The sequence below is a fragment of the Microbacterium sp. 11MF genome (genome assembly GCF_000383475.1).
Classification (GTDB): Bacteria; Actinomycetota; Actinomycetes; order Actinomycetales; family Microbacteriaceae; genus Microbacterium; species Microbacterium aquilitoris.
Genome location: NZ_KB911459.1, coordinates 200,467 through 213,068, shown reverse-complemented (window position 1 = coordinate 213,068; position 12,602 = coordinate 200,467). Strand labels below are relative to the sequence as shown.

11 protein-coding genes are annotated in these 12,602 nt (G+C 67.9%); 4 read left to right on the top strand and 7 right to left on the bottom strand.

The annotated features are described in order from the left end of the window. Positions 1–52 precede the first annotated feature (52 nt). Positions 53–1,447 carry a bifunctional cytidylyltransferase/SDR family oxidoreductase gene (locus tag H286_RS0100965; protein ID WP_018188738.1) on the top strand — a complete coding sequence of 465 codons (1,395 nt, stop codon included), beginning with the start codon at positions 53–55 and terminating at the stop codon, positions 1,445–1,447. Between the two features lie 30 nt (positions 1,448–1,477). Here the strand turns inward: H286_RS0100965 and H286_RS0100960 are convergent, their stop codons facing one another. Genes H286_RS0100960 through H286_RS0100945 form a run of 4 tightly spaced genes read right to left on the bottom strand, consistent with a single transcriptional unit; the run spans position 1,478 to position 7,106 of the window. Then, complete coding sequence (locus H286_RS0100960; protein ID WP_018188739.1) at positions 1,478–2,191, bottom strand: IspD/TarI family cytidylyltransferase; 714 nt, start codon at positions 2,189–2,191, stop codon at positions 1,478–1,480. Then, positions 2,188–3,999 carry a CDP-glycerol glycerophosphotransferase family protein gene (locus tag H286_RS0100955; protein WP_020096746.1) on the bottom strand — a complete coding sequence of 604 codons (1,812 nt, stop codon included), beginning with the start codon at positions 3,997–3,999 and terminating at the stop codon, positions 2,188–2,190. The genes H286_RS0100960 and H286_RS0100955 overlap by 4 nt, the downstream gene beginning before the upstream one ends. Then, positions 3,996–5,117: an NAD-dependent epimerase/dehydratase family protein gene (locus H286_RS0100950; protein ID WP_231370864.1), complete on the bottom strand. Its 1,122-nt coding sequence runs from the start codon at positions 5,115–5,117 to the stop codon at positions 3,996–3,998. Before H286_RS0100950 ends, H286_RS0100955 begins: the two co-directional genes overlap by 4 nt. 51 nt (positions 5,118–5,168) lie before the next feature. After that, positions 5,169–7,106, bottom strand: coding sequence for a glycosyltransferase family 2 protein (locus H286_RS0100945; protein WP_020096744.1), 1,938 nt, complete (start codon positions 7,104–7,106; stop codon positions 5,169–5,171). An 81-nt stretch (positions 7,107–7,187) separates the two neighbouring features. Between H286_RS0100945 and rfbA the strand changes: the two genes are divergently transcribed. From rfbA to H286_RS0100930, 3 genes are read left to right on the top strand one after another with little or no spacing between them, the layout of a single operon-like run. After that, positions 7,188–8,057 (top strand): glucose-1-phosphate thymidylyltransferase RfbA, encoded by an 870-nt coding sequence (rfbA, locus tag H286_RS0100940; RefSeq protein ID WP_018188743.1) that lies wholly within the window; start codon positions 7,188–7,190, stop codon positions 8,055–8,057. Between the two features lie 2 nt (positions 8,058–8,059). Next, entirely contained in the window at positions 8,060–9,058 is a 999-nt protein-coding gene (rfbB, locus tag H286_RS0100935; RefSeq protein ID WP_018188744.1) for a dTDP-glucose 4,6-dehydratase, read from the top strand. After that, the gene (locus H286_RS0100930; protein WP_020096743.1) at positions 9,055–10,458 is read left to right on the top strand and encodes a sugar nucleotide-binding protein; all 1,404 of its coding nucleotides are present in this window, start codon (positions 9,055–9,057) and stop codon (positions 10,456–10,458) included. The genes rfbB and H286_RS0100930 overlap by 4 nt, the downstream gene beginning before the upstream one ends. Before the next feature lie 21 nt (positions 10,459–10,479). Here the strand turns inward: H286_RS0100930 and H286_RS0100925 are convergent, their stop codons facing one another. The 3 genes from H286_RS0100925 to H286_RS14975 form a co-directional block, all read right to left on the bottom strand. Further along, on the bottom strand, positions 10,480–11,229 hold the full coding sequence (locus H286_RS0100925) for an ABC transporter ATP-binding protein (protein ID WP_018188746.1): 750 nt from the start codon (positions 11,227–11,229) through the stop codon (positions 10,480–10,482). After that, on the bottom strand, positions 11,229–12,119 hold the full coding sequence (locus H286_RS0100920) for an ABC transporter permease (protein WP_026303043.1): 891 nt from the start codon (positions 12,117–12,119) through the stop codon (positions 11,229–11,231). The genes H286_RS0100925 and H286_RS0100920 overlap by 1 nt, the downstream gene beginning before the upstream one ends. A gap of 93 nt (positions 12,120–12,212) precedes the next feature. Further along, the coding region (locus H286_RS14975; protein WP_028497346.1) for an SH3 domain-containing protein at positions 12,213–12,602 on the bottom strand (390 nt) is incomplete at its 5' end.

Genomic DNA, 12,602 nt, shown 5'->3' with positions numbered 1-12,602 from the left:
TGGTGCGGGCGTGTCAGCACACGTCCGCACCGACTCACGAGGAGCTCTCGCCGTGACCACACCCCGCACTGTCGCCGTCGTCCTGGCCGGTGGCATCGGAGTCCGGGTGGGCCTCGGCATCCCGAAGCAGCTCATCAAGATCGCGGGCAAGGCGATCGTCGAGCACACCCTCGAAGCCCTCGAGGGCAGTCCGCACATCGACGAGATCGTCATCATGATGAACGCGGCAGCCATCGGCGAGCTCGATCATCTGCTCGACAGCGAGCGCTTCGCGAAGCTGACCCGCATCCTCCCCGGCGGCGAGACCCGCAACGACACGACCCAGCTGGCGATCGCCGCGCTCGAGGGCGACGACACAAAGGTCCTCTTCCACGACGCCGTCCGTCCTTTCATCGACGACCGGATCATCGAGGACTGCGTGCGCGCGCTCGACACGTACGAAGCCGTCGACACCGCGATCCCCTCGGCCGACACGATCATCCAGGTGGATGCCGACCGTCTCATCACCGGCATCCCGGACCGCTCCTTGCTGCGACGCGGCCAGACGCCGCAGGCCTTCCGGCTCGGCACGATCCGCAAGGCGTACGAGATCGCGGCGACCGACCCGTCCTTCCGGGCGACGGACGACTGCGGTGTCGTCTTCGCCTACCTTCCCGAGGTCCCCATCTACGTCGTCGACGGGACCGCCGAGAACATGAAGGTCACCGAGCCGATCGACGTGCACATCGCCGACAAGCTCTTCCAGCTGCAGTCGGCGAGCCTGTCCCTCGAGAGCATGACGACCGTCCCCGACCTCTCGGGCAAGACGGTCGTGGTCTTCGGCGGCAGTTACGGCATCGGCGAGAGCATCGTCCAGCAGGCGACGGATGCCGGGGCCACCGTCCACGAGTTCAGTCGGTCCTCGACGGGGACCGACATCCGCTCCGGCAAGGCCGTCCGTGCGGCGCTCGGAGAGGCCTATCAGCGCAGCGGCCGGATCGACGTCGTCATCGTCACGGCCGGGGTCCTACGCATCGCGCCGCTCGTCGAGAGCCGCAAGCGCGACCTCAAGGACACGATCCAGGTGAACCTCATCGCGCCGGCCATCGTGGCCCGCGAAGCCCACCCCTACCTCGCCGAGACGGGCGGACAGGTCGTCCTGTTCACGTCGAGCTCGTACACGCGCGGGCGGGCCGGCTACAGCGCCTACTCGGCGACCAAGGCCGGCGTCGTGAACCTCACGCAGGCCCTGGCCGAGGAATGGGAGCTGTCTCGGGTGCGGATCAACTGCATCAACCCGCAGCGCACGCGCACGCCGATGCGGACGCAGGCTTTCGGCGAGGAGCCCCTCGACAGCCTGCTCGACCCCGCCGATGTGGCGCGGGTCACCCTGAACGTGGCGGCATCCGATCTGACGGGTCAGATCGTGACCGTCAACGTCGCCGCGATGCGCAACGCGGCGGGCTGACCCGCCGCGTCACAGCCCGCCTCAGCGGGCTCAGCCGCCGATCTGATTGCGCTCGATGACGTCGAAGAACGCGCGGCAGATGTAGTAGTCCTCCGCCGTCGTGATCTTGATGTTCGAGCGGGGCCCGTCCACGCGGAACAGGGTGTGCCCGTAGCGTCGGAGAAGGCTGCAGGTGTCGATGGAGTCGTTCTCCCCGTCGGCGACGGCCTGGTCGTAGACGCCGAGGACGGTGTCGAGCCGGCCGCTCTGCGGCGCCTGGGCGACGTAGAGGTGGTCGCGCGGGATGACCTCGTCGACCGCGCCGTCTGCGGAGGTGATGATCGTCTCGTTGAACTTCGTGCTGGTGATCGCGGGGCCGTGGGCGCGGACGGTCTCGATGTTCGCCGAGATGACGTCCGCGTTGATGAGCGGACGCACGCCGTCGTGGAGCAGCACGACGGTGTCGGCGGGCGCCTCGTTCGCCACGGCCCGCAGCGCCCGGTGGCGCGACTCCTGGCCGGTGGCGCCGCCGTCGACGATCCAGTTCACCTTCGTGAGCTCGTACCGTGCGACCAGCCGCGCGAACCGGTCCCGCCACTCGGGCAGGATCGACACCGCGATGCGGTCGATCTCAGGGTGGTCCTGGAAGTGCTGCAGCGTGTGCACGATCAACGGAGTCCCGTGGATCTCGAGGAACTGCTTCGGCAACGTCGCCGACGACATGCGGGAACCGATCCCGCCGGCGAAAATGATGGCGATGTTCACGCGATCTCCTCTTCTGGGACGTCCTTCTCACTGGACTCTGCGGTGTTGGACGAGGACTGCGCTGTCGGCACCGGGCTCTCGGTGATCTTCTCGGTGTCGGGGTTGCCGATGATCAGCCAGTCGATGACGCGATCGGCCGCACCGGTGTCGACCCGGTCGAAGTTGAGGCGTCGGAACTCGGCGACCTTCTCCTGCTCGAACTCCCCCGTGCGGAGCGCGTCGATCACGTCGTCGAAGGTGTCCGCGACGCGACCGGGGGCGGTCTCGCCGTAGTCCCGGTGGAATCCTCGCGTCGCGGCGTAGTTCACCCGGTCGGGAGCGAAGAACAGCATGGGACGGTCGAGGAGCGAGAACTCGTAGATGATCGACGAGTAGTCGGTGATGAGCACGTCCGTCGCGTGCAGCAGGTTCAGCCCATCGGGATAATGGGTGAAGTCGAAGAACCTGTCGCGGTACTGCTCGGGGATCTCGATCGGGTTCTTGACGAAGTGGTGCATGCGGAAGAGGACGACCGTGTCGTCGCCGCAGGCGTCGTAGAGCGCCTCGAAGTCGATCTGGCTGTAGTCGTAGAACGCGGTGTAGATCGAGCGGCCGCGGAACGTCGGCGCGAACAGCACGACCTTCTTGCCGGCGATCTGCGGGTACTCGGCGGCGAAGTCCTCGAGGAACTGGTCACGGCGCTGCGGATCGAGGAACCAGTCCACGCGCGGCAGGCCGGTCGGGATGACGGCGGCCTCTTCGATGCCGAACGCCTCGGCGTACACGTGTCGGAGGTGTTCCGACCCCGTGATGGCGAAGGTGTACTGGCGGTGCGGGTGCCACAGTTTCGGCGATCCCAGATTGCCGAAACGGCTGTAGCCGACGGATTTGAACCCGCTGCCGGCGTGCCAGAGCTGGATGACCTTGGTCCGCGGATCCATCCGCAGGCTCTTGAGGATGCCGAAGTAGTCGTCGAGCAGGACGATCTCGCTGGTCGCCAGCAGGTAGATGATCCGAAGGGTCGTCCCCCACCCACCCGAACGGGGAAGCCGGAACGAGTACTTCATGTCGAAGCGGTCCTGCAGCCCGCGCTCGACGATGCGCTCCTGCACACGCCGGAGGTTGCCCTCGATGCGGACGCGCTGGTCGGAGGCGAAGAGGATGCGGCCGGGCTTGACCCCGACGGTGCGCGTGATGATCTGGTAGATCAGTCCGGCGTAGCGCTGCTTCGAGGGCGCACCGAGCAGCAGGGCCTTGAGCCGCTTGATCGGCCGGAATTTCTTCGGCTTCGGACGGGAGCGGAACAGGTGGTAGCTCCGCATGAGGAAATCGAGGCGCTCGAGGTCGACCGAGTTCTCCGCTATGCCGAACGACACGGTCGTGACGGCGCGGTTGCCGTCGTAGAGGAAGACCCGTGAGCCTTCGTCGAGTTCGCGCAGGGATCGTCCGTCGAAGCGGGCGGGCGCGACGCGCTCACCGTGGGCGAACATCACGATCCGCCAGGTGCCGTTGGGGATCGCCTGCCGGTTGCGGAACGTCGGGACGTCGACGTGCAGCTCGAACGAGCCGGGGGCCACCTCCGTGAACGGCACGGGGATGCGGCGCTTGCCGTCGATGAAGCGGAAGTCGACGGGCGGCGGCGGGATCTCGCCCCACTCGGGCTCGAGGGGGGTCCACGGGCCGACCTGCTCGACGCTGAGGCGGATGGTGAGCTTGGCGCGCTCCCAGCTCAGCGAGTCGACCGTCACGTCGAACGGCGGCCGCGGACGCACGACCTGCTCCGCCTCGACGGGTTCCACGGATGCCGCGGGCACAGCTGCGTCGGTCACGACCGGTTCCCCTCTCCGCGCTCCTCGTGCCATGCGATGGTGCGGTCCAGGCCGCGGCCGAGTCCCACGTGGGGCGCCCAGCCGAGGCTGCGGAGGCGGGTGTCGTCGAGCCCTTGACCCTTCACCGAGTTGTAGCGACTGTGGTCGACGCCCTCGGCGAAGCGCACCGTGAGGTCCTTCTCGGGCCGTGCCCGGGTGAACGCCTCGGCCAGTTCCCGGATGCTGATGAAGCCGTCGTGGTCGGAGATGTTGTAGGCGGTGTCCTCGCCCTGGAGGATCGCAGCGAACATCCCCGAGACGGCGTCGGCAAGGTACGTGTACGTGCGCCGCGCACTGCCGTCGCTGTTGAGCGTGATGTCCCGACCCGCGAGCACGTCGGCGGTGAAGTCGGCCTGGACGCGTCCGTCGTCGAGGGCCATCCCGGGCCCGTAGATGTGGCCGAAGCGCGCGATCGTGATGGGGACGCCGTGCTGCGCGTGGTAGCTCACCGCGATCGTCTCGGCGGCCCGCTTGCCTTCGGTGTACGAGGCGCGCGGGTTGAGGATGTCGACTGAGCCGTACTCGTCCTCGGCGACGAGCGAACCGTCGGACACCCGCTGGCCGTAGACCTCCGCGGACGACATCAGCACGAAGCGCGCTCCCGGCGACGCGACGCAGAGGTCGAGGAGTCCGAATGCGCCGGTGACGTTGGCGCGGATGGTGTCGACGGGGCTCGCGGCGTGGAGCGACGGCCGAGCCGGCGACGCGCCGTGGATGACGAGGTCCACGGGGCGGTCGATCTCGATCGCGTGGCGGACGTCACCGCGGACGAAGAGGAGGTCTTCGCGATCGGCGGCGGCCGCGAACTGACGGCGGGCCTTGTCGACGTCGCGGACGAGGGCCAGGACCGTGATCCCGGCATCCCGCACATCGTTGAGACCGAGGAGCGTGTAGACCGCGTAGGCGGGGATCATCCCGGCCGCGCCGGTCACGAGCACCGTCTTACCCGCGAGATCGTCCCACGGGAGGGGCTGCCCGATGATCTCGGCGACGTCGCCGTCGATGGTCGCACTCCCGGTCACGTGAGGAACCGGCGCGTGGGGTGTCGGTTCGCCGCCACGGGCTGTCTGTTCAGGCATTTTGCCGATTCTACGTCACCGGGCCTGCGACGCCCTGAGCGACGGACGCCCTCACCGGAGTCCGAACCGGCGGAGGACGCGGCCCACGGTGCGGCGCAGGGTCGGGGTCGGAGTCGGGGCGGGCGTCGGCTCGGACGCCGGGGTCGAGTCCGTCGACGGTCGGCTGCTGCGCTCGAGGATGCGGCGGTCCTTGTCGGCACGCACGGTCCACGCGCCCGGCCCTCCCGGAGCGCGGTCACCGACGCGGACGTCGATCGTGCCGGCGCCGACGCCGGGCACGATGAGCTGCGCCGCGCCGTCGGCGATGCGCAGGCGAGCCGGGCGATCGGAGAGCTTGGACGCCCCCGCGGCCCACACGCCGACGACGGTCTCCACCTCGCCGGCGCCGTCATGGTGACCCGCGAGCTCGAGCACGAGGTCGCCGTCGACGAGAGCGGCGCTCTCGGGCGTCAACCGACGCACCGCTTCACGCTGGCCGCCGGGGATGATCGTCGCGTTCGTGCTGTCGTTCGGGTAGACGAGGTGCAGCCGGCCGTCGGTCAGCGTGACGGAGGCCGGGATCGTCGACTTCAGAGGACGATCGGTGGAGCTGTTGCCGAAGCGAGCGTGCACGTGGAGGTCCCAGTGCGTGGCCTCCTCGAGCGGGGCGCCCGAGGCGGCCGCGGCGGGGTCGACGGTGAACGACGCCGTCGCCGAGACGCGGACGGTGCCGTCGGGAAGGTCCTCGACGCGCACGTCGCTCTCGAGCGGCAGCGCCCAGGCGATGCGCGAACGACGCGAGCGCACGAGCCCCGAGACGGTGATCCCGTCGACGTCGGCCGTCATGTCGGTCGCCTCGGCGCTCACGAGGTCGCGGACCTCGGTCGGGAGTCCCTTGCGGATCCGGTCGCCGTCCCTCACCAGAGCGGGGACGGTCCCCTTGGAGTCCGCCCAGGTCACGTCGCTCGAGACGTGCAGGATGCCGCCCCGCCACTCCACCGTGGTCGCACGCGCCCACCCGGGAACGGCGGCGTCGGAGACGCAGATCTCCTCGAGAAGGTCCTGGCGATCGGCGCGGAGGAGCTCCGCGCGCACCCGCTTGGAGGAGTTCATACGTCCCTCGAGACGCGCGAAGTCGAAGTCCCGCTGCAGCTTCTGCGCCTGCTCGAACATGAACCGCCGCTGCTTGGGCGTGCGCGTGACGTACTTGGAATCGAAGACGCCCACGAGACGGTTGCCGTACTGATGCAGCTCGAGCTGCTCGCGCTGCAGGCGGTTCTCCTCGCCGGGGAGCTCGTCGATGATCGATTGGCAGACCCGCGGCAGCCATCGCCAGAAGTCCTCGCCGTGCTTGACGAAGGTGGAGGATCCGCTCCCCTTGGTCGTCACCCAGTGGTAGTAGGGGACGGAGGTCAGCGTCGAGATCACGCGGGCGTGGCGGGAGACCAGGACGTTGAAGAAGATGTCCTCCCACAGCACACGGGCACCCTCGATGAATCGGATGCCGTGTTCGTTGAGGAATGCGCGACGGTACATCTTGTGGGGGTTCATCGGGATCAGCGGGTGCACGTCCGTCCGACCGATGGACTGCGGCCGGTCCTCGTCGTACGTGCCCATCCCCCACGACGCCGACGTCGTCCGCGCCTCCTTGCCGTTGACGGCGTCGGCGTTGTTCGCGACTCCGAACTCGTATGCCGCGCGGAGCGCGTCCGGGTACAGCTCGTCGTCGTGGTCCATGAACGCGATGTACTCGCCCTGGGCCAGCTCGATCCCGACGTTGCGGGGCTTGGAAGGCCACCCGGAGTTCTCGATCCCCTCGACCCGGACGTTGCTGTGCGTCTCCGCCAGCTTCCGCAAGCGCTGCAGGGTGTCGTCCGGGGAGCCGTCGTCGACGAAGATCACCTCGAACTCCGACGCCGGCATCGTCTGCCGCTCGAGCGAGCCGACGAGTCGGGCGAGGCCCTCGACGGACGTCTTGTACGTGGGCACGACGACGGAGACCTTGATCACCCGTTCATTTTAAGGGCGGGTCCGCCGCCGACCAGGATTCGCCGTCCGGGTTCTCCGTGTCCCTATGGGACGATGGGTGCCATGAAGGGCATCATTCTCGCGGGGGGCTCGGGGACGCGACTGCACCCGATCACATTGGGCGTGTCGAAGCAGCTGATCCCGGTGTACGACAAGCCGATGATCTACTACCCGCTGTCGACGTTGATGCTGGCCGGCATCCGCGACATCCTCATCATCACGACGCCGCACGACGCGGAGCATTTCGAGCGCCTCCTGGGGGACGGGTCGCAGTTCGGAGTACGGCTCTCGTTCGCTCAGCAACCGTCGCCGGACGGGCTGGCCCAGGCGTTCACGATCGGCGCGGACCACATCGGCGACGACAAGGTCGCGCTCGTCCTGGGCGACAACCTGCTCTACGGTCCGGGCCTCGGATCGCAGTTGGCCCGGTTCGACGACGTCGACGGAGGTGCGGTGTTCGCGTACTACGTGGGCGAGCCCCAGGCGTACGGCGTGGTCGAGTTCGACGAGGACGGCCGCGCGATCTCACTGGAGGAGAAGCCGGCGGAGCCGAAGTCGAACTACGCGGTGCCCGGGCTCTACTTCTACGACAACGACGTGGTGCAGATCGCGAGGGACCTGAAGCCCTCGCCGCGCGGCGAGTACGAGATCACCGACATCAACAGCGCCTACCTGGCCGCGGGCAAGCTGCAGGTCCAGGTGCTCCCGCGAGGCACGGCCTGGCTCGACACGGGGACGTTCGATCAGATGCTGGATGCCGGTGAGTACGTCCGCACGATGGAGCGCCGCACGGGGCTGAAGATCGGGGTGCCCGAAGAGGTCGCGTGGCGGCAGGGATTCCTCACCGACGACGAGCTCCGCGCCCGTGCCGAGAAACTCGTCAAATCCGGATACGGCACGTATCTCCTCGACATCCTGAACAGGGGCTTCTGACCATGGCACACCTTCTCGTGACCGGGGGCGCCGGTTTCATCGGGTCCAACTTCGTCCACCACGTCGTCGCGCACACCGATCACACCGTGACGGTGCTCGACAAGCTCACCTACGCCGGCAATGAGGCGTCGCTGGCCGGGCTCCCCGAGGATCGGGTCGACCTGGTCGTCGGTGACATCGCCGACGCCGAGCTCGTGGACGGACTGTTCGAGAAGGCGGATGCCGTCGTCCACTACGCCGCGGAGTCCCACAACGACAATTCGCTGCACGATCCCCGTCCGTTCCTGGACACCAACATCATCGGCACGTACACGCTGCTCGAGGCCGCTCGTCGCCACGACACCCGGCTGCACCACATCTCCACCGACGAGGTCTACGGCGACCTCGAGCTCGACGACCCGGCGCGGTTCACGGAGCACACCCCGTACAACCCGTCGTCGCCGTACTCGTCCACCAAGGCCGGCAGCGACCTTCTCGTGCGCGCCTGGGTCCGCTCGTTCGGGGTCCGGGCGACGATCAGCAACTGCTCGAACAACTACGGGCCGTACCAGCACGTCGAGAAGTTCATCCCGCGACAGATCACGAATGTGCTGCGCGGCATCCGTCCCAAGCTCTACGGCAAGGGCGAGAATGTCCGCGACTGGATCCATGCCGACGATCACTCCTCCGCCGTGCTGACCATCCTCGACAAGGGTGAGATCGGCGAGACCTACCTCATCGGCGCTGACGGCGAGAAGGACAACAAGACCGTCGTGGAGCTCATCCTCCAGCTCATGGGGCACTCCCCCGACGCGTACGACCACGTCACCGACCGCGCCGGCCACGACCTCCGCTACGCGATCGACTCCACCAAGCTCCGCACCGAGCTCGGCTGGTCGCCCACCTACCGCGACTTCGAGGCGGGTCTTGCCGCCACGATCGACTGGTACCGGGCGAACGAGGCGTGGTGGGCGCCCGCCAAGGACGGCGTCGAGGCCTTCTACGCCAGCAAGGGTCAGTGAGCGTGACGGATTTCGGTAAAGCGCTCGCGCCCGTCGAGACCGGCATCCCCGGGCTCGTCCTGTGGGATCTTCCCGTGCACGGCGACAGCCGCGGGTGGTTCAAGGAGAACTGGCAGCGCGAGAAGATGACCGCCGCCGGCCTCGCCGACTTCGGTCCCGTGCAGAACAACATCTCGTTCAACGACGCCGTGGGGACGACCCGCGGCATCCATGCCGAACCGTGGGACAAGTGGGTCTCCGTCGCGACCGGCCGCATCTTCGGAGCATGGGTCGACCTGCGCGAGGGACCCACCTTCGGCACCGTGTTCACGGCCGAGCTCGACCCCTCGCGGGCGATCTTCGTCCCCCGCGGCGTCGGCAACTCGTACCAGACCCTCGAGCCCGACACCGCCTACACGTACCTCGTGAACGACCACTGGTCTCCGGAGGCGTCCTACTCGTTCCTCAACCTCGCCGACGAAACCGCGGCGATCGACTGGCCGATCCCCCTGGCCGAGGTGGAGATCTCCGCGAAGGACCTGGCCCACCCGCGGCTGTCCGACGTCGTCCCGATCCCGCCGAAGAAGACACTCGTCGTCGGCGCCAACGGCCAGCTCGGACTCGCGCTGCGCGCCGCGTACGACGGCGACCCGAGCGTCGACTTCGCCGGTCGAGCCGAGCTCGACCTGACGGGCGACCTCTCCCACGCACGCCGGTGGCGCGACTACGGCACGATCGTCAACGCCGCCGCCTATACGGCCGTCGACGCCGCCGAGACCGATCGCGCCGGCGCCTGGGCGGGCAATGTCTCCGCCGTTTCGCAGCTCGCGCGGATCGCGACCGACAACGGCATCACGCTCGTGCACGTCTCGAGCGACTACGTCTTCGACGGCGCAGCGGATGCCCCCTATGCCGAGGACGCGCCGGTCGCTCCCCTGGGCGTGTACGGGCAGACCAAGGCCGCAGCCGATGCCATCGTCGCGACCGTCCCCCGCCACTACGTCGTCCGGACGTCCTGGGTCATTGGCGAGGGCAAGAACTTCGTGCGCACGATGGCGACCCTCGCCGAGCGAGGCGTCGCCCCCTCGGTCGTCGACGACCAGATCGGACGTCTGACCTTCACCGACGAGATCGCCCGCGGCATCCGCCACCTGGTCGAGACCGGCGCCCCGTTCGGCACCTACAACCTGACGGGGGCGGGAGGTCCCGCCTCGTGGGCCGAGATCGCGGGCGAGGTGTTCGAGCTCACGGGACACGATCGCGACATGGTCACCGGTGTCAGCACCGACGAGTACTTCGCCTCGGCGACGGGGCCCGTGGCGCCGCGGCCGCGCTGGTCGGTGCTCGATCTCGCGAAGATCGAGGCCACCGGTTTCGCGCCGCGCGAATGGCGCGACTCGCTGCGCGACCTCCTCGGCTGAGCCGGACGGTCGCGCGGCGGATCAGCCCCGTTCGAGTTCGGCGAAGGCGTCGTCGATGGGACCGTCGAACACGACGTTGCCCTTGCGGATGACGACGCCGCGCGAGCACAGGTTCTTCACGATGTTCTTGCTGTGACTGACGATCATCATCGTGACGCCCTGGTCGGCCAGTTCGCGCAGCTTCGCCTCGCACTTCGCCCGGAAGGGCGCGTCACCGACGGACAGCACCTCATCGACGAGGAGGACGTCGAGCTCCACGTGGATCGCGACGCTGAAGGCCAGGCGCATGAACATGCCGGAGGAGTAGTGCTTGACCTCCTGCTCGATGAAGTCGCCGATGCCGCTGAACTCGACGATCTCGTCGTAGCGCTCCTTCGTCTCCTTCTCGGTCATCCCGAGGATGGCGGCGTTCAGGAAGACGTTCTCGCGGCCCGTGAGGTCGGGGTGGAAGCCGGCGCCGACCTCGATGAGACCGGCGACACGTCCGCGCGTGAACACGCGGCCTTCGTCGGGCTCGAGGACTCCGGAGACGAGCTTCAGAGTCGTGGACTTGCCCGAGCCGTTGAGGCCCATGATTGCGACGGACTCGCCCTCCCCGATCTGGAAGGAGATGTCGTTCAGTGCCTGGAACTGGCGCGAGCGCGTCGACTGCCGCTTGACGACGCCGATGAAAGCGTCCTTCAGCGACCGCGCGGAGCGCTTGTTGAACCACTTCGAGACGTGCTCGACGATGATGCGGGGCTGAGCTTCGGTGGCGTTACGAGTCGACATCACAGGTCCTGGGCGAAAGTGCGCTCGGCGCGACGGAAGACGAACTGACCGGCGAACAGCGTCACGAGGATGACACCGACGGAGGCCACGACATGCCACTCGAACTGCGGCGGCCACCCGAGGTTGTCGGGCACCGGCGATGCGGCGTTCACGACGGGGAGCGCCCCCCAGAACGCGTGGTGGAACATCTCCACCGCGACGGCGAGCGGGTTGGACAGCCAGACGTGGAAGAGCCAGCGGAAGTTCTCGGTCCGGTGGTAGACCATCGCCCACGTGTAGAGGACGGGCACGGACCACGTCGCGATCGTCCGGATGATGTCGACCGTGTTGCTCGCATCGCGGAAGCGGACGTTCACCGCCGCGAAGAAGAGGCCGAGACCGGTCACGAAGAGGAGGACGAGCAGCATGCCGAGCAGGACCAGCCCGACGGCGGCGAAGCTCGGCAGCCATCCGAACAGGAGGCTCACGATGATGAGCACGGCCAGCTGCGGGAGGAAGTGCGTGAAGGCGCCGATGATCGCCGCCAGCGGGAAGAGCTCGCGCGGGAGGTAGATCTTGCGCACCAGGGCGCGATTGCTCACGATCGACTGCGTCGCGGCCCCGAGGGTCTCGTTGAACAGGTTCACGAGCACGAGCCCGCTGAACAGGTACAGCGGGAAGGCAGGGACATTCTTGTGGACCTGGAGGATCTCGCCGATGACGATGTAGTAGACGAGGAACTGCACCGTCGGTCGGACATACGACCAGAACCATCCGAGGACGGAATTGCGGTAGCGGAGCGCCGTGCTCTTCCCGATCAGCAGCCGAAGCAGGTAGCGGTACTCGAAGACGTCGAGGAGTCCGCGACCACGTCCGGGCGTGTCGAAGGCGCTGTAATCGATCTGTGTCACGGGGTTCCTTGCGAAGGCGGGTACCGCGGAGCGGCGGATGCCGTTCAGGCCGTCGATCATCCTATCCGACGGTTCCTGAGCACCCTCGGATCATCAGCGCAGGAAGTCGCCGCTCACCCAGCCCGTCCTGCCCTGGTAGGTGACCTTGCGCCAGACACCCGAGGTGCCGGTCACGGTCAGTTTCGTCCCCTTCGGGATGACGCTGATCTTGGCGCCGGACGCCGACGGGGTCGCCCGGAAGTTGAGGGCGGCCGTCGTCGTCTTGACGACCGTGGCCGGCGTCGACGATACCGCCTTCAGCTCGGAGTCCCGCATCCAGCCCTTCGTCGTGCCGGCGGTGACGGCTCGCCACGCACCGAAGGTGTCGGAAACGGTGACCTTCGTGCCGGCCTTCAGCGTCGTCAGGACCTTGCCCGAGGCGGATGCCGTCGCACGAAGCGGCGTGGCCGCGATGCTCTGCTTGCTCTGACCGGAGACCGCCCC